Annotated in this window: 18 protein-coding genes; 9 read left to right on the top strand and 9 right to left on the bottom strand. The window is 66.8% G+C overall.

Annotated features, from left to right (window positions below; all coding sequences use genetic code 11):
* Nucleotides 1-13: 13 nt before the first annotated feature.
* Entirely contained in the window at nt 14-592 is a 579-nt protein-coding gene (locus IG94_RS0120910) for a hypothetical protein (protein ID WP_224326390.1), read from the bottom strand.
* Nucleotides 593-848: 256 nt separating this feature from the next.
* On the opposite strand from IG94_RS0120910, the gene IG94_RS40650 reads away from it, so the two are divergent.
* On the top strand, nt 849-2,198 hold the full coding sequence (locus IG94_RS40650; RefSeq protein ID WP_078892373.1) for a DNA cytosine methyltransferase: 1,350 nt from the start codon (nt 849-851) through the stop codon (nt 2,196-2,198).
* Here IG94_RS40650 and IG94_RS40645 read toward each other — a convergent pair.
* From IG94_RS40645 to IG94_RS0120890, 4 genes are read right to left on the bottom strand one after another with little or no spacing between them, the layout of a single operon-like run.
* Nucleotides 2,124-2,591, bottom strand: a complete 468-nt coding sequence (locus IG94_RS40645) for a very short patch repair endonuclease (protein ID WP_078892379.1) — start codon at nt 2,589-2,591, stop codon at nt 2,124-2,126. The two genes, IG94_RS40650 and IG94_RS40645, sit on opposite strands and share 75 nt — an antisense overlap.
* A gap of 44 nt (nt 2,592-2,635) precedes the next feature.
* Nucleotides 2,636-4,453 (bottom strand): DEAD/DEAH box helicase, encoded by a 1,818-nt coding sequence (locus IG94_RS0120900; protein ID WP_031039003.1) that lies wholly within the window; start codon nt 4,451-4,453, stop codon nt 2,636-2,638.
* Nucleotides 4,450-5,868, bottom strand: a complete 1,419-nt coding sequence (locus IG94_RS0120895; RefSeq protein ID WP_031039000.1) for a hypothetical protein — start codon at nt 5,866-5,868, stop codon at nt 4,450-4,452. The genes IG94_RS0120900 and IG94_RS0120895 overlap by 4 nt, the downstream gene beginning before the upstream one ends.
* 20 nt (nt 5,869-5,888) lie before the next feature.
* On the bottom strand, nt 5,889-6,593 hold the full coding sequence (locus tag IG94_RS0120890) for a hypothetical protein (protein ID WP_031038996.1): 705 nt from the start codon (nt 6,591-6,593) through the stop codon (nt 5,889-5,891).
* Nucleotides 6,594-6,910: 317 nt separating this feature from the next.
* Between IG94_RS0120890 and IG94_RS42605 the strand changes: the two genes are divergently transcribed.
* Nucleotides 6,911-7,876: a hypothetical protein gene (locus IG94_RS42605; RefSeq protein WP_157852285.1), complete on the top strand. Its 966-nt coding sequence runs from the start codon at nt 6,911-6,913 to the stop codon at nt 7,874-7,876.
* Nucleotides 7,877-8,029: 153 nt separating this feature from the next.
* On the opposite strand, the gene IG94_RS0120880 is transcribed toward IG94_RS42605, so the two are convergent.
* On the bottom strand, nt 8,030-8,662 hold the full coding sequence (locus IG94_RS0120880) for an ATP-binding protein (protein ID WP_043484176.1): 633 nt from the start codon (nt 8,660-8,662) through the stop codon (nt 8,030-8,032).
* 217 nt (nt 8,663-8,879) lie between these two features.
* Here IG94_RS0120880 and IG94_RS0120875 point away from each other — a divergent pair, with 217 nt between their 5' ends.
* Genes IG94_RS0120875 through IG94_RS0120870 form a run of 3 tightly spaced genes read left to right on the top strand, consistent with a single transcriptional unit; the run spans nt 8,880 to nt 10,218 of the window.
* Nucleotides 8,880-9,725: a helix-turn-helix domain-containing protein gene (locus IG94_RS0120875; RefSeq protein ID WP_031038987.1), complete on the top strand. Its 846-nt coding sequence runs from the start codon at nt 8,880-8,882 to the stop codon at nt 9,723-9,725.
* Complete coding sequence (locus tag IG94_RS40640; protein ID WP_078892372.1) at nt 9,726-9,941, top strand: DUF397 domain-containing protein; 216 nt, start codon at nt 9,726-9,728, stop codon at nt 9,939-9,941.
* Between the two features lie 25 nt (nt 9,942-9,966).
* The gene (locus IG94_RS0120870) at nt 9,967-10,218 is read left to right on the top strand and encodes a DUF6247 family protein (protein WP_031038984.1); all 252 of its coding nucleotides are present in this window, start codon (nt 9,967-9,969) and stop codon (nt 10,216-10,218) included.
* A 28-nt stretch (nt 10,219-10,246) separates the two neighbouring features.
* On the opposite strand, the gene IG94_RS0120865 is transcribed toward IG94_RS0120870, so the two are convergent.
* On the bottom strand, nt 10,247-10,621 hold the full coding sequence (locus tag IG94_RS0120865; protein WP_169752379.1) for a TIR domain-containing protein: 375 nt from the start codon (nt 10,619-10,621) through the stop codon (nt 10,247-10,249).
* Nucleotides 10,622-10,798: 177 nt separating this feature from the next.
* Nucleotides 10,799-11,374 (bottom strand): TetR/AcrR family transcriptional regulator, encoded by a 576-nt coding sequence (locus IG94_RS0120860; RefSeq protein WP_043484173.1) that lies wholly within the window; start codon nt 11,372-11,374, stop codon nt 10,799-10,801.
* Between the two features lie 63 nt (nt 11,375-11,437).
* Here IG94_RS0120860 and IG94_RS0120855 point away from each other — a divergent pair, with 63 nt between their 5' ends.
* On the top strand, nt 11,438-12,409 hold the full coding sequence (locus IG94_RS0120855; protein WP_031038974.1) for an SDR family NAD(P)-dependent oxidoreductase: 972 nt from the start codon (nt 11,438-11,440) through the stop codon (nt 12,407-12,409).
* Between the two features lie 356 nt (nt 12,410-12,765).
* Complete coding sequence (locus IG94_RS0120850; RefSeq protein WP_031038971.1) at nt 12,766-13,803, top strand: inositol polyphosphate kinase family protein; 1,038 nt, start codon at nt 12,766-12,768, stop codon at nt 13,801-13,803.
* Nucleotides 13,804-14,154: 351 nt separating this feature from the next.
* Here IG94_RS0120850 and IG94_RS0120845 read toward each other — a convergent pair whose 3' ends face one another.
* Entirely contained in the window at nt 14,155-14,754 is a 600-nt protein-coding gene (locus IG94_RS0120845) for a TetR/AcrR family transcriptional regulator (RefSeq protein ID WP_031038968.1), read from the bottom strand.
* A gap of 62 nt (nt 14,755-14,816) precedes the next feature.
* Between IG94_RS0120845 and IG94_RS0120840 the strand changes: the two genes are divergently transcribed.
* Both IG94_RS0120840 and IG94_RS0120835 read left to right on the top strand, forming a co-directional pair.
* Entirely contained in the window at nt 14,817-15,914 is a 1,098-nt protein-coding gene (locus IG94_RS0120840; protein ID WP_248783082.1) for a zinc-binding dehydrogenase, read from the top strand.
* On the top strand, nt 15,911-16,513 hold the full coding sequence (locus IG94_RS0120835; RefSeq protein ID WP_031038962.1) for an NADPH-dependent F420 reductase: 603 nt from the start codon (nt 15,911-15,913) through the stop codon (nt 16,511-16,513). The genes IG94_RS0120840 and IG94_RS0120835 overlap by 4 nt, the downstream gene beginning before the upstream one ends.
* The last annotated feature ends 31 nt before the right edge of the window (nt 16,514-16,544 follow it).

The following is a 16,544-nucleotide window of genomic DNA, read 5'->3' as shown; positions in this document are numbered from 1 at the left end:
GCGGGAGGGGCGGTCAGAGGTTGGCACGCGCTTCGGCCAGCTTTACGTCCGCCGCCCGCATCTCGCCGCATGCCTGCGGGTGCCTCTGATCCATCTCCTCAAGCCGTACCGGCGACTTGGACAGAGCCGTGGTCGCCTTGAGGTCCAGTTCGGCGTCGAACCTGTACGGCTTTTGCGAACCGTTTGGCGCCGGTCGCGGCGACGACTTCACATGCGCCATCGCCGCGATCTTCCCTTCGACCCCGCCGAAGTAGATCCACAGCCGGTCGCCGTCCCTCATTCGCTTCAGCGGCTTCCCGAGCCACCACTCGGTAGGACCGGAGTCTTCGCGCGCCAGCCTCGCGACCCGCGCTGGGGTGGAGGGGCCGTTCCCCATCGTGTCGCGCTCCGGGTCCAGGCAGTACAGCCAGTCCCGGGGGCTGACTAGCTGATAAACGGCGCGTCCGCCTCGGTTCGGAATCTTTTCCAGCACCTCCTGCTCGGTCAGCGTCCGCAGTAGTGCACGGGCCCGCTTGTCATCGGTCTCCCAGCCGTAGCTGTTCAAGGTGGTGATGACGCGGGCCGGGTCCCACTCTCCGTCCTCGCCGGTCACCCGGTTCTCCAGCACCCCCACCTGGGTCCGCCGTGTCTGATCGGCGCCCTGAGCCTGGCCGAGGCCATGAAGACCGCCAGAGCCCAGGCGTGCGTCCCTCTCGGACACGTGTGAGTAGCGGGAGGTGCCAGCCTCGCGTTCACTCGCCTCGCGGCTGGTGCCTCAGTGCTTCAACAAAAGTGCGAGACTCTTGATGTCGAGGGGCTCGTACGTGATCATCGCCTCTCCCTGAACGACCACCTCTAGGAGGAGCGGCATGCCCCGCAGCGGCCAGAGGCGACCGCGGTTCGCCTCGCCCTTGACCTCGATCGAGATCTGCGCAGGCGCTGGGGGGCAAGCCGTCGGACTCCACAACGCCGGTTTCGATCACCGCGCGCTCGTGGAGTGGGACTCACACGCCGTGGCCACGTTGCGGGCCAATGTAGGCAGTTGGCCAGGCTGGAACCAGCATAAAGCTGATGAAATCCGCCCTATGGATGTAAAAGATTTCCTGACATCGGAAGTAAGAAAAAACCTGGACCTTAAGCCGGGGAAGCTTGACCTGCTCGCCGGTGGCGTACCATGCCCGCCCTTCTCTTTGGCGGGACATCGTCTCGGCCCAGACGATGAACGCGACCTCTTTCCTGCAGCACTTGACATCATCGCTGCTCTCCAGCCAAAAGCAGTGATGATTGAGAATGTCAGGGGAATTCTCGAACCGCCGGAAGTCTTTATCGATTACAGGAATTCCATCCTGGACAGACTCCGCGACCTCGGGTACGTAGTGCCTAATATCAACAAAAACCAGTCGGCAATTGCTCAAGATGCAGTCATGCGGAAGGTCTGGCGACGACTAGACGCGAAACACTTCGGGGTGCCACAACTACGGCCGCGCGCCATACTGGTTGCCATTCACAGTTCTGCAATGCGGCCGGGGAGTGCGGGATTCCAGTGGCCCACTGGGATCAAGGGAGCCGAGGTCACCACTTTCGAGAAGCTTGAGAACAGCATGCTCGAACGCTGCAAGGCGTATTGGGATAGGAATGTGAATGGCGAGGCGGCCAGGCCCGGCGAGCCGTCCGGCAGGACAGTCTTCGAGGACTGGAAGAGGCGGATCACGCGGGCCGCTGTTGCGGGCAAGACTGTCGCCCCAACTCTTGTAGGCGGTTCCAGGAAGCATGGTGGGGCTGACTTGGGGCCCACTCGCGCCAAGAACGCCTGGGCGGAACTCGGAGTCAACGGGCTGGGTATCGCGAATGACCCTGAGCGCTGTGACCCAGAGCGCGACCTCTTTCGCCCTGCCGGACCGATGCTCACTGTCGCTCAAGCAGCAGCTATCCAGGGATTCCCTGAAGAATGGAAATTCCAGGGAAAAAAGACGGCCCGTTACCGTCAGGTAGGAAATGCCTTCCCGCCGCCGGTAGCCGAGGCCGTAGGGCGCGCTATCGCTGCGGTCTTGCTTCCTGAATACGGCGAAGCTCTCACCAATGATTACGAGATGGAGCCAGCAGGATCGAGTCAGGTCAGCGAAACTCCGCAGCAGTTGGAAATGTCAGTTGCCGCGACTCGTTCTGCCCGAACGTCTAGCCAGGACCGCCAAGGCGATTTTGTCGGCACAGGCGTCTGACGGCTCGTGCTCCCAGAAGCGGAGCACGAGCCAGCCGGCTTCCCGCAGCCTTTCGTCGGTGTCTCGGTCCCTGTTGACATTGCGAACGACTTTTTCCGACCAGTAACCGGAATTTGTCTTCGGCGGAACGTAATGCGCAGGGCAGCCATGCCAGTAGCAGCCGTCGATGAACACTGCGACCTTCGCCGGACGGAAGACCAGGTCTGCCGTCCGGCGAAGATCAGGAAGGGGACGGGCAGCTACCCGATACCGCAGCCCTGAGGCATGCACGAGCCGCCTGATCAGAACCTCTGGTTTCGTGTCACGGCTACGGATCGCCTGCATGTTGCGACGTCGCGCTGCGGAGGAAGCCCAGGAACCTTCCGGGGCCTCCCATTCGGCTTCGGGGGACACACCGCAGAGGGTAGCCCCGCCGGCCCCGCAGCACACAGCCAGATCTATCGCCCTCCCATGTGACTCAGCAGCGCCTCCACGTCACCTGGTGCAAGACCAGCCGCCACCGAAGGCTCCTCCTCAAGGTCGGCGAGCTGCTGCACGGTGGGGTCGTCCAGGATGCGCCCCATGAACTCCAGCTTCCGTTCCAGACTCGCGGCCACGACCTCGTCGACGGAGTTCCGCACCGCCAAGACCGTCACTCGGGTCTCAGTGCCGGGCGCGAGCCCGAGACGGTGGATGCGGTCCAGACTCTGAAGGAACCGCCCCGCCATGAAGTCGCGGTCCACGTAGACAGCGTCATGGCAAACATGGTGCAGGCTGATTCCCTCGCCCAGCGTGGCCGGGTTCGAGATGAGCACCATGCACCCGGGATCTTCCCTGAACCGGCGGATCTGCTCCTCGCGATCAGGTGTACCACCGTAAACGACGGCCGGACTGTACTTCTCCAGCATCTGTTGCAGCGTGGTGAGGCTCCTGACAAAAGTCGTCCAGACCAGCGTCTTCCGCCCCTGGGCAGCGTTCTCGGCGATGATCGCCACTGCTTCCTTGTACTTGGGCGAAAGCTCGTAGTCGGGAAGGTCCTGCATGAGCGAGTACAGCGAGCTTCCCTCGGGGATCTCCATCGGCGGCAGCTGATACGCAAGTGGTTCGTAACGGCTGCCCCCGTCCCGGAGCAGGGCGGGACTCGTGGCAGCCATGAGGAGGCGGAGTGCCGTCTTCCCAAGACGACTCAGGTCCTCGCGCGCGGCACCGCTGCCCTCGCCGCTCACAATCGCCGTGTAAATCTCGTCATGCAACGGCGGCATGTCAACGAAGCGCAGACCCAACTTTACTGGCGGCAAGCCGAGTTCATGTTTCGTTGTGCGAGTGAACAGCGGCCGAAGAACCGTGCTTGCGTGCGCGAGGTCGCCTCCAGCAACCGCCTGGACTACGGTGCGCTGGCCGTGACCGGGCCAGACGAAACCCAGAAGGTTCTCCAAGTCCCGTGATCCGTTCGGAGCCGGCGTACCGGTCAGGATCAGCCGGCGCGCCGCCAGAGGTCCGAGCGCCATACAGGCTGCCCCGTAGGTCCCCCGGGCACCCAGTTTCATCCGGTGCGCCTCGTCCAGAATGATCATGGAGGGACCCGACTTGAGCCATCCAGCAAGCATGGACAGTGACCGGTCGAGCCGCTCGTAGTTCACCACCAGCACCTCAGCCCACTGATCCAGCGACCCGTCCAGGACGTTGATGCGCAGCGGATGGGCAAGGCACTCGGCGGTCTCATAACGCCATGACTCGTAGGCGGACTTAGGGCACACGACCAGCAGGCGTCTCACCCGGCCGGCTGCCTTCTGAGCGGCGTACACGGCAAGTGCGACGCGGGTCTTTCCGGCACCGGGCACGCTGAAGTTGGCGCCGTGCTGGAGCGACAGAAGCTTCGCGATGTCCCGGCGCTGAAACTCGCTGAGTTCGCCCTTCCAGGTATCGCCGAGAAGCAAGGGCACATCTTCGGAGGCGACTTCGCCACCCGTCTGTCGCCCAGCGAGCCGCTGCTGCACAGTGTGGGCATCCTGGACCACTCCGGATACCAGGTCTCGAAGGTCGTCCGCCCACTCCACGCCCGTGGGATCTGACCATGTACCGAGCAGGCCGAGATCTGCGAGCAACTCGTCCAGGGAGACTGAGGCGCTCAGCGGGCCAAGTTGGCCTCCAGTACGGAAGCGGGCGGCCAGCTGGACGAGTTCCTGCTGGAACGATTCCGTGGTGCGCAGCACGACCCGGGTCCGGGTGGCGTCGAATCCAAGACGCAGCGACTTCTCGCTGACGGGGTGGGTCACTGGGAGCCCTCCGCCGCGACCGCTTCCAGCAACCAGGCCACACCGTCTCCCGGTTGCGGCAGTCCGCGGCCGGCCTGCTGCGCGAGCTTGAGCAGACTGCCCCGCAGCTTGACCACAGCGTCGTCGAACGCCTCCTCGTCCAGGCTGCGCGAGGTCCGTGCCTGCACCAGGTCGTTCACGCACTGGTCGATGCTGGCGCTGGCTTCCGCAAGCCGGGCCGGGGCCAGCTGCTTGCGCTTACGCAGCCGAGCGCTGCGTCCCGCCGCCTCGATCGCCTCGTCAAACGCCTTCTCCGTACTGTCCAGGAAACCCTGCGCGGCGGCCTTACGCTCGTCACCGAGGTCAGAGCCGCCGCTCCTCACCGCGGCAGCTGTACGGAGGATCTCGTCGTTCATCGCCCGGGCCTCGGCGACGGCGGAGGAAGCAGCGGGCACCTCCAAACCCAGACCGGGGATGGACACCGTCTGCGGCTGCACAGCCGTCGTACCACCCATGGGCAGCTGTCGCTCGAACCCCGCCTTCAGAAAGTCCTCGTTGATGTGCCGGACGTCCGTCTTGGAGAAGTCGAGCAGGATCGCGGCCAGACGCAGCTCCTTCAGGACCTCAGCCTGGTCCCGGTCCACCGTTTCCAACTTCACGTACAGACGGTGCAGCTCTTTGAGCCGCTCCTGCGCGCCCTCCCAGTCCACCAGACGCAGTCCACGGCCGCCGCCGGTGCGGCTGCGTTCGTTCAGCTCGCGGATCGTGCTGAGGATCCACCGCTCCTGGTGATAGGTGCGCACCTGGATGCGGAAGTCCTTGGCGATCTGCTCCGGCGTCCGACCCAGCGCCGCCTGCTCCTCCATGGCGATGAGGCGGTTGATGTAAGAGTAGTCACGCCGGTGGTCCTTGCGAAGCTGCAGAGACAGCTCGACAGCGTTGATGTCGGCCCAGGTGAACGACGCCGGCAGCACGCCGACGCGCATCGACTGCGCGCCGAGTTCGCGCAGCGCGGCGGCCCGGGTGTTGCCGTTGACCAACACCCCGTGCCGGGTCACCAGTCCGGGATCGTTCTGCTTGAACTGGTCAAGGCTGTCCTTCAGGGCATCGAAGTTCTTGTCACGCAAGTCCGTGTTCTCAGGGTCCGCCTTGAGCAGGAACCCGAGGTAGTCCTGGCTCTCCGCGCTCCAAGGGTCCTTGTCCAACGCCTCGTCCCGCTCGGCGTCGTGGCTGCGCTGAGCCCGGACCCGGTGAGTGCTGGGGTTGTAGAAGAGGCTGTTGAGCGGCAAGTCGATCACTTCGACATGCGCCTGCTGGCCGTTCCAGTCGACGCTCACGGTCTCCCGGGTACCGCCAGACGTCTGGACTTCCTCGACCTTCTTGCTGATCAGCTCGCTGAATTCGGCCGCCCGCGGCGGAGCCGGAAACTCACGCATCTTCGTTTTCCCGTCCTGTCTCAGTCGTCCGTACCGGCAAGCGCGTCGGCCACAGCTTCGCGGGAGTCCTCCGGCAAGGTCCGGAACATGCCCCACAACACCTCCAGCGAGCTGTACGTGCGCTGGTCGTTGTTCACCCAACTGCTCAGCACGCTCCGCTCAAGGGGAGCCAGCGCATCAATCCGGGAGAGCACCTCCGCCAAGTGAACGTCCCGGTCCACAGTGCCTCGCAGGCACCGCTGGCACTCGGTCACCAACTGGTGGGTGACGCGGCCGTCCACCAGTGTTACCTGCCGTCGGGCGACGTTGAGCACCGCCTGTGCCACACCGTCGTCATACGCCTCGCCGGCCGCGATGCCACACGTACGGCACAGATACCCGTCGGCCTGCAACACCTTCGCGCGCTGGGCGTTGGTGATGCTCGCCTTGTGACTCGGCCCCTTCGCCTGGCCCGGAACCCAGACATCCTTGCCTCGCGTAACGAACCGACGCTCCTGCGGAAGCAGCTCGGGGTCCTCGCGCGCCGTCGAAATCTCCCACCCGTAGTCCCGCAGACCGCGCATACGACGGTCGATCTGCGCGACATCCGGGAATGCCTCACGCAGCTTGGCCACGGTGAAGATCTTGCCCTCCCCGACAACCTGGACCAGCCAGAGGGCAGCACGCGCCATGCTGCCCAGCTTGTGCTTTCCGACACTCGTCTCCTGCCAAGACGGCAACGTCATGACTGTTGGGTCCCCTCCCATAGAACACGATGGATTCAGCCGGTCTGACACACAGCGCACTGATGGCATGAACGCGCCATTCGCGAGAACGACGCCTTTCCCGCCACCCCCCATGCCACTGGCGGCTGACTCCTATGAATCGTGGCACATCGAAACAGCTTTGAACCCTCTCGATGCAACTTGCGCGCCAACTGGCAAGGGAAGAAGCAAAAAGCGCCAGGCGAAGCCCCCTTGCCCTCCGGCACAATGACGAATACCAGTCAACGACTGGCGGCACACAGGGTCGCTTCAACCGAATATGCGAAGGTTTGTCCGTCATGGCAGCACACAGCACCGGTCGCCGCCCGTTCACGTGGACGGAAAAGAAATTCCACGAGGATGTCCTGCCGTACAAGCGGCAACTAGCGACGGCACTACAAGAGGTTTGCCGTCATCTCGTCGTCAAGACCCCAGAGGGGCTGACGCTGACCCATCCGACACAGGCTCAAGCCGCCGCATACCTGCACGTCAGCGAGACGACACTGACCCGATACCTCTACGGCCAGCGCGTCCCCCCGAAAGAAGGGGCCATCGCCGTCTTCGACAGAGCCTGCAGAGACGCAGGAGGAAGCCAGAACGTCGCCGTTACGAGGGAACGGCTTCTGGAGCTGCGCACGAGAGCCGAGCAGGAACGATGCGCCAACTGCTCACGGCATAGCGATGCGGTACGTGCTGCCACTCACAAACTCCGGGAGCTGCAGGAGGCAAACGACCAGCTCGAACGATCGGCGGCAGAACAGGCTCAGGAACTTGGAGAACTCCGCCAGCATGCCGCCGCCCTACGACAGGAGGCCCGGCGGGAGAAGACTGCCGAGCCGGTCCCAGCAAGCGAAGCCGGCCCGCAAACGGTCCGGGGCGCGTCGCGACCCGCAACTCTGTTGCCGGTCCCCCCTCACCAGGCCGACCGGCAACACGTCAAAAACGGAGCCTCGCCCACACGCAACGTCGGCCGCCGTGCCGAGGAGCTACTTCACGGCGGCCGGCCGGACAGCACTCTCGCACTGCTGCGGCATACGGCAGAGGCGTACACCCCCTCAGAGGTGGCCTTGCTGGTGGCGCTGCTGCGCGCCCAGGGGCAACACGAACTGACCGACAACCTCGTGCACATCTACGCGCGCGACCGCGACGATCAGGACGTGGTGCGTACTGCACTAGTACTGCACGAGCAACAGGCCGTCGCGGACGCGGAGGCACTGCTGCGTACAGCCGCCTCCCACCCGGGACCAGCAGTTTCACGGGGCTAAGTAGCTTGTTTCTCCCGGTACTTGGGAGTGCAGCAACATCAGAGCAAAGCCTCAAGCACGCATGCCGAGGAACTCACGGCAAGGCTCTGCCGGTGAAGATTCACACCACCCCAGCATCCGGTCGGCACACTCAGAACCGACCCGTCGGAGCCCTCAGGCGGCCACATCCTCCTCAGCCTCGTAGTGCATCTGCGCCCGGTCCAGAACATCCTCCGGATCCAGCCCGCACGCAGTCGTCCAGTGCAGCAAGTCCGCGATCAACTCGACCGCAGATGCCTTGAGTGCGGTGTCACGCAGCCGGCCTTCCACAACCACGCCGCACAGAGTGCGGTAGTCCTCCAGCACTGCCGCGGCTCGCTCCATCCGTCGACACGCCCGCTCGGACCCAAGTGCGATCTCACACCACACCGACTTGCCGACTACCGTCAACACCGTGCCCCAGTCCACCGTCACGGCTGCGAGCATGTGGAGCCCGCGGCCACACTCGTCGTCACAGTGGGCCGCTGACAGAGAGGGCACTGCGTGGCTCTTGTCGTGAACCTCGACACGCAGCCGCTCACCTTCCCACTCCAAGACCAGCGTGGCGACCACGCCCTCCCCCACGTGCTTGATGACGTTCGTCGCTAGTTCCGTGACGACCAACTCGGTTTCCTCCACGACGTGGGGCACACCCCAGCGCACCAGCTGGGCCGCCGCGGCTTGCCGCAGCAACCGAATCTCCGCTGGCACTGCCCTGAAGGGCAGAACGGATCGATGGCGGTGTCTCCCACTTCCGGCCCCTGGCATGCGAACTCCTCTCTTCTGAGCCACGCCCATGCCGCGGATTCCGTGCTCATCCGATTGCACTGCGTAGCGATCCTTGGGAGAGAATGACATAGAGAAGTCTCGCTATGTAACTTCTCACCGACATCTATCGGGTGAACCCCATGGTGACCGCCAGTCGCACTGCCTAGCCTGTTCACGCCCTGAGCGGTTGCCCAGGGTCTTCACGCAGAGGAGATCCATGTCCGTCAGGACCACCACCCGCCGCCGTCAACTGGGCGCGACTTTGCGCAAGTTGCGTGCTCACACCGGAATGACGCTGGAGGAAGCCGGACGGCTGGTCGGTGTCTCGAAGGCGACGGTCAGCCGGTACGAGACACAGGCCGGCCCGGTGAAGTGGATCGTCGTCGACGCCCTGTGCCGCGAGTACGGAGCATCTGACGCGGAGCGGGAAGCCGTCGTCAGCCTGGCCAAGGACGCCAAGCAGCAGGGCTGGTGGAGTTCGTTCGCCGACGCCATCCCCGAGAGCATGAACCTGTTGCTCACGCTGGAGGACGAGGCTATGCGGGAGGACCACTTCTCCTGCGTCTACGTCCCTGGCCTGCTCCAGACCCGTGCGTACAGCGCTGCCTTGCAGAGGGCGAACGAGATCCCCCTGGAGCCGGCCGAGATCGAGCAGCTGGTGGACATCCGCATGAAGAGGCAGGAAGTCCTTGCTCGGCCGAGGCCCTTCAGGCTGTGGGCCATCCTCGACGAGTCCGTGATCCGACGCGTCGTAGGCTCCCGAGAGATCATGAAGGAGCAGCTGGGGCGGCTGCTCGAAGTCAACGAGTCGCCCCACATCACGCTTCAGGTGCTGCCGTTCTCGAACGGAGCCCACGGCGCCGCGCTCGGCAGCTTCGTGATCATTGGTGGTACGGAACCAGCTCTGGATGTCGTCTATGTCGACTTCCACACCGGCTCTCTCTTCCTTGAGAAGGACGAGGAGCTGGAGCGATACAGACTTGCGTTCGAGTACCTCCGCGCACAAGCGTTGGACATGGAGGCTTCCTCCGCCATGATCCACCGCGCACGCAAGGAGCTGTAGATGTCCGCACGTCCTACCGCCACTTACCAACTTGCTTGGTTCAAGTCGTCTTACAGCGGCGCCAACACGACCGAGTGCGTGGAGTGCGCGTACCTGCCACATGTCGCTTTGATACGCGACTCCAAGTACAGCAGCGGGCCCACTCTCAGCGTGGAACCACAGGCATGGCTACGGTTCGTCGGCTCAGTGCGCCATACCACGCAAGGGCGGCCTTAAGACCAGCGCGACCTCGCCGTTGCCCTTGAGAACCATCGGCGACATAAGAGCCGCCCTTCTCGCCGGTCACGGGTTCCCCGGTGACAGGGACGCCTTCGAGACCGACCTGCAGCGGGCGCTGGAGGCTTCCTCGGAGACCGACCTCACGGCGGTGGCCGCGGTGGTCGTCGACTATCGAGGGCGAATCCGCCTCTGCCAGGACCCCGACTTCGACATCGGGGTCCAAGAGGGCATCGACCTCACGATGCGCCTGAAGCGAGAGGCCCGGGCCGAGTGAGCGATGTCGTCGCCGTCGCGGCGGCCGGTCAGGCGTCCGGGGCGACTTCGGGGTGCGTGAACCGCACGGGCTTGCCCAGCGACCGGGCGTAGGCGATCTCGGCTCGGGTGCTGTCTCCGACGTAGCCGCCGACTACGAGCACTTCGTCGGCGAGCAGGATCTTCGCCCGGTGCAGGTCGCCGAGTCGGGCCTTCAGCGCCTCCGCTTCAACGGGATCGGGCCGGAGTCCGTGCGGTGACTTCATGTTCCAGCCCGGTTTGACGACGATCTTCCCGGCTTCGGTCTCCCGCAGATCGGCCTCGTTCATCTCCGCCACGAAGCGGATGGAGCCGCAGATCACGACGATACGCGGGAGGCGCAGCCGCTGCTTCGCCTCGGTGAGCTGCTGCTCGGGGGTGAGCATGTGCGGGTCCGACACTGGTTCCTCCGGTGGTGTGGTCCAAGGGTCCCGCCCGTCCGCCTGGCGCAGCGTTGCCGGTTGAGTTGGGACGCACCCCGGGGCGGTGCCGGTGACGGTGCCGGCCGGGCAGTAGCCCCGGCTGCCCGGGCGGGCTCCCTCCCTCGACTTTCGCACGGGGCGTCAGCGCACCAGGAGATCGACGGCGACCTTCAGTCGTTCGAGGTAGAACTCCCGTGACACGGCCTGGTGTTTGAGGCCGATCGAGGTGCTGATCAGGGTCTGGGCGACACGGGGGGCCGTCTCTGGTCCCGACTCGGCGGTGATCGCTTCTGTGATCAGTTCCTCGAAACGTCGCGGCGTGGTCTCCGCGATCTCCCCGAGGAGGCCGGGGTTGTCCTCGATGACCGTCGCGATGTCGCGCGCCAGCGGGCCGATGTAGCGGCCCGCCCACTGGTCGAACGCTTCGACGAGGCGTTCCGGGAGGGGCCGGCCGGGGGCGGCCAGGACGCGTTCGACCGCCGCGATGTCCCGCTCCAGCGCCTGGGTGGCCGCGGCACGGAACAGCGTCTCCTTCGAGGAGAAGAGGAAGTAGAGCCCGGGCCGGGAGATGTGCGCCGCCCGCGCCACCTCCTCCATCGAGGTCTTCCGGTAACCGAAGCGGGCGAACGTGACCATGGCGGAGTCCAGAACCATGGTCCGTCGGTCGGGGTCGGCGGCTGTCGGCGGTGGGCGGCCGGGGACATCGGGACTGCTCATGAAGCGAGCTTACGATCGGGAGTCGCACTATACAAATTAAGTCTAGTGCGTATAGTCGTCGTCATGGACGCTCGCGAACCCGTCTCCACGCCCTTCAACGCCTCCAGTACCGCGGCCGAGGTCGTGCGGGGTGTCGACCTCACCGGCGTCCGCGCGATCGTGACGGGCGCCTCTTCCGGAATCGGCGTCGAGACGGCTCGCGTGCTGGCCGGCGCCGGGGCGGAGGTGACGCTCGCCGTCCGCGACACGAGCGCGGGCGACGGCGTCGCCGAGGCGATCGCGAGGTCGACCGGCGGGATACGGCCCCGGGTGGCCCGGCTCGACCTCGCCGACAGGGCCACCGTCACGCGCTTCGCCGGCGCGTGGGGCGGCCCGCTCCACCTGCTGATCAACAACGCGGGCGTGGTCACCGGTGGCCTCGAACGGACGCGTGAGGGATGGGAGTTGCAGTTCACGACGAACCATCTCGGCCACTTCGCGCTCGCCACCGGCCTTCATGGCGCCCTCGCCCTGGGCGCGGCCGACCGCGACGGAGCACGGATCGTCTCGGTCAGTTCGACGGCGCACATGCGGTCCGGCATCGACTTCGACGACCTCCACTTCGAGCGTCGCGGCTACGACCCGCAGCTCGCCTACGCCCAGTCGAAGACGGCGAACTCCCTCTTCGCCGTGGAGGCGACCCGCCTCTGGGCGTCCGACGGCATCGTGGCCAACGCGGTGAACCCCGGCGGTGTCGCGACGGGACTGCAGCGGAACTTCACCGCGCGGCAGAAGGAGTCGCTCGACGCGGCCGAAGCCGCCGGAGTGTTCACGTACAAGACGGTCGAGCAGGGCGCGGCCACCAGCATCGTCGCGGCCACCGCGCCGGAGTTCGCGCACTCCGGAGGCCACTACCTCGACGACGCACGCGAGGCCTACACCGTGCCGAACGACGCCGACCTCGCGCAGCACCCGCACGGGGTCAAGGAGTGGGCACTCGATCCCGCCACCGCCGAGCACCTCTGGACGGTCTCGGCCGACCTGCTCCGCACCTGACGTCTCGCGGGCGGCGCCAGTCCGGGGCCCGGTCCCTGTCAGTTTCGGTGCATCGGTCTCCGACCCGGTGGAGGTGGGTTTCGGGCTGGGCCCGTGCGACACCGGCCGTCCGGGGGTCGGCCCAGACCTGGTTCGACGACGCAGGGCGCGGCCGGCGGGCTCATTCGTCGACCTCGTGCCTCGTGAAGAGGGCCGACCGACGGCTGCTCAGAAGGTGCCGCGCCCCCCGCGACGACCCGGGGCTCGGACCTACTGCCCGCACTCGTGCCCCCGCGTACCTTCACAGCATCGCCGTGTTCGAACTCTGCTTGCACCGAGCCCAGTGAGGTCGCGTCGAACCCCGAGGAGTGTCAGCAGTGCACCACCGCAAAGACCGGACCAGGACCGAGGATCTGGAGCGTGAGCGGAGGGCGGCACGCGGCGGCGCCACGGCGACGCGTCAGCCGGCCGATGCCGGGTCGCTCCCGGCGTTGACCGCTTCGCTGCAGAACACCGCGGGCAACGCCGCGATGTCACAGGTGGTCGACACGGCTCGGCAGGGAGGGGCCTCCACGGTTCCCGGCGCCATCCAGCGCGCCGTACACCCCGGCGCGAACGCGGCGCCCGTCCAACGGGCGGAGGAGAAGGCGACGGGCGGCCACGGCGGTATCAAGAAACGGGCCGATGGCCGCATCCTGGAGAAGCCCACGAACGAGGTGGAGCGGAACTTCTACGCGGACATGCGCGCCGGCAAGCATCCCGCGCTGGAGGGTGCGGTCCCGGGCTCGCACACCGCCGACGCGGTCAAGGGCATGGACAGCGCAGCGGGCGGCAGCGACGACACCCACATCTACATCGACAACCTGACACAGGGGATGACGAAGCCGAAGCTGCTCGACATCAAGGTGGGTGAAAGCACGTCGAGCAAGCAGGAGTTGCTGCTCACCATGGATAAGGCAGACGCCGTGAAGAAGAAGGCGAAACTGAAGCTCGCCGATGTGATGACGGGATCGAAGGCCAACGACTATCGCGTGGTCGGCGGCACGGACCTGGGAGACAGTCGCCTCAAGAACGGCATGTTGTCCAAGCACAACATAAGGAAGTTCTCGAACGACGCGAGCGTCTACGACGAACTGCTGCCCCAACTGGCTCAGGTCAGGCAGGCCGCCAAAAGTTCCGGCCTCGCTTTCATCGCCGCGAGCGTGCTCATCGCGGTGGACCAGGAGCCGGCGGACGGAAGTCAGGCGGCCACGGCCAAGCTCAACCTCATCGACTTCGCCCACACCTTTGACACCAGCACCATGAGCGAAGAGCAGACGGAGAAGTACCGGGAGCGCTTCGACAAGGGAATGAAGTCACTGATCGAGGATGTCGAGGCGGCTGCCGCCAAGGCAAGGAAGAAGGAAGCGGCCTGACGGATCACGCCCCGCCCCCTCGGCAAGCCCCTCCCCCGACGTGCGCGGAAGGAGCCCCGGCGGCGGGCGGCGCGCAGCCCTTGCCCTGCCAGGCCTGGTGGCCCTCCTTGTCGCGATGGCGGCGATGCCCAGGGCGGCGATCTGGTCGGCCCAGGACCAAAGGCATGGATTACCGACGTTGATCCCTGGCGCGGATCCCTGGTGGGCGTCTTCGGCATGGCTCACGATCGTCGACTCCGGGCGGAAGCGTCGGCAGGGCGGTGCCGGCCGCGTCGGGTGGGCCCCCGGGCGGGGGTGACATTGCCGGCGGGCGGCCGGTCGTAGACCCCCGGAGCGGTGGTCCGGGGCCGGTCAGTCCAGGGCGTGGGCGTGGCACGTCCGCAGGATCTCGTCGGACAGTTCGGGCTGGACGTGGCGCACGGCGCGGGCGAGGGCCATCGCCCCCACGAGTCGGCTGAGCAGCAGCACCGCGCGGTCCCGCGCCTCCTGCGGGGTGATCTCCCCTTCGTGCTCGCGGGCGAACTCCCCGGCGAAGCCAGCGAGATAGCCCTCCACGCCGGTCGCGTAGGCGCCCTGGATCGAGTCGCTGTGCCGTCCGGCGTCGGTGACCAGGGAGGCGGAGGGGCAGCCGCCGTCCGCGGCGTCGCGGTGGGCGGCCGAGAGATAGTCGTCCACCACTCGCTTCAGTGGCGGGCCGGCGGCATCGTCGCCCTCGTCGACGGCCTGGTCCAGGACGCCCAGAGAAGCTGCGAACGAGGCGCCGCACGCCTCGGCGGCCAGCTCGTCCTTCGACGCGAAGTGGTTGTAGAAGCCGCCGTGGGTCAGGCCCGCCTCCTTCATCAGTTCGGCGATCCCTACGGCGTCGACGCCCTGCGAGCGGAACATGCGCCCTGCCGCCTCGACGATGTTCTGCCGGTTCCTGGCCTTGTCTTCCCTGGTGATCCGCGGCATGGCCGCCTCCCCACGTCGGCAGTGTTTGACGTTTTCGATGTTACCTCTCATTATTATTTTTAATGACGCTCATCATCAAAGAGGGAGTGGGGGCGCCCATGCGCACCGTGGAGCACACGCGGCAAGGAGAGGCCGCGCAGGTACTGACGCTGAGGGAGGAGCCCCGCCGGCCGGCTCCGGGCCCCGGTCCCGGTCCCGGTCCCGGGGAGGTTCTGGTCCGCCTGCTGGTCCGGCCCGTCCACCCGGGAGACCTGGTCGGCGTGGAGGGCATGCCCGGGCAGCCGGAACAGGAGTCGGAGCAGCAGTCGGAGGCCCGGGTTCCGGGAGTGGAGGGGATGGGCGTCGTCGAGAGCGTCGGAACGGACGTCCACGCTCCGCGTCCGGGGCAGCGGGTGGCGGTCTTCCCGGCGCCGGGGACGTGGAGCGACTTCGTCGTGGTCCCGGCCGCGCTGGCGGTGCCGGTGCCCGACGGCGTCAGCGACGAGACCGCGGCACTGATGCTGGTCAACCCGCTGACGCTGCGCATGCTGTACCGCGCGCTGGAGGACGCCCTGCGCGGGCGGAAGGGTCCCGTACTGCAGACCGCCGCCGGCTCGTCCGTCGGCAGGCTGGTCAGCGCGGCCGCGGACCGCCACGGCCTGGAGCTGATCAACCTCGTGCGCAGCACCTCCGGCGCCGAGAAGGTGCGGACGCTGCACCCCTCCCAGCCCGTGATCGCGACCTGCGACGACGACTGGCAGGGGCAGGTCCGCCGGCACGCCGGTGAGCGGGGCGTTCAGGTGGTCCTCGACAGCGTCGGCGGTGCCATGACCCTGGAGCTGTCCGGACTGCTCGCCGACGGCGGCACCCTGGTCTCCTACGGACAACTCGGCTCCGGTACGACGCCGTTGGAGGCGCTGCCCCTCGTCGCGCGGGGGCTGACCGTACGGGGCGTGTCGATCCTGCACTGGATGAGCCGCACCGCCGAGGAGCGGGCCCAGGACGTCGCCTTCGCCCAGGACCTGGCGCGGAGCACGCCGGACCTGCTCCAGGTCGCCGGCAGCTACGATCTCGCCGACTTCAAGGCGGCCGTCGAGCACGCCCGCCGCCCGGGCAAGAGCGGAACCGTCCTGCTCACCACCCCGTTGACTGCCGACTCGGGTCAGGGGGCCGCCCGATGAGGATCGGAACGCTCGGAGCCGGAGCGATCGCCCAGGCCGTCGCCCGGCACGCCGTCCGGCACGGCCACGAGGTCGTACTCAGCAACAGCCGGGGGCCCGCATCCCTCGCCCCGCTGGTCGAGGACCTCGGCCCGCTCGCGTCGGCCGCGAGCCCCGCGGAGGCCGCCGCCGCGGACCTCGTCGTACTCGCCGTCCGCTGGACGCAGATCCCCGACGCCGTGGCCGGGCTCCCCCGCCTGGACGGAACCGTCGTCGTCGACGCCACCAACCAGTTCGCCTCGCTTCCCCCGGACCCGGTGATCGCCGACCTCGGCGACCTCACCGGAAGCGAGTACGTGGCCTCCCTGCTTCCCGGCGCCCGCGTGGTCAAGGCGTTCAACGCGCTCTTCGTGCAGTACATCGCACCCGACCCCCGCCACGCGGCCGGGCGGCAGGTGCTGTTCCTGGCCGGCGACGACGCCGACGCCAAGCGCACCGTGCGGGACCTGACCTCGGAGTTCGGCTTCGCCCCCGTAGACCTCGGAACGCTGCGCGAGGGGGGACGCCTCATCCAGCTCGGCGGCCCCCTGTCCGCCCTCCACGCCCTCAAGCAGGACTGACCCCACCCGCCCGCTCGTGCGTGCTCCTCGG

The organism is Streptomyces olivaceus, from assembly GCF_000721235.1.
Lineage (GTDB): Bacteria > Actinomycetota > Actinomycetes > Streptomycetales > Streptomycetaceae > Streptomyces > Streptomyces olivaceus.
This window is presented reverse-complemented; position numbering and strand designations above follow the sequence as displayed.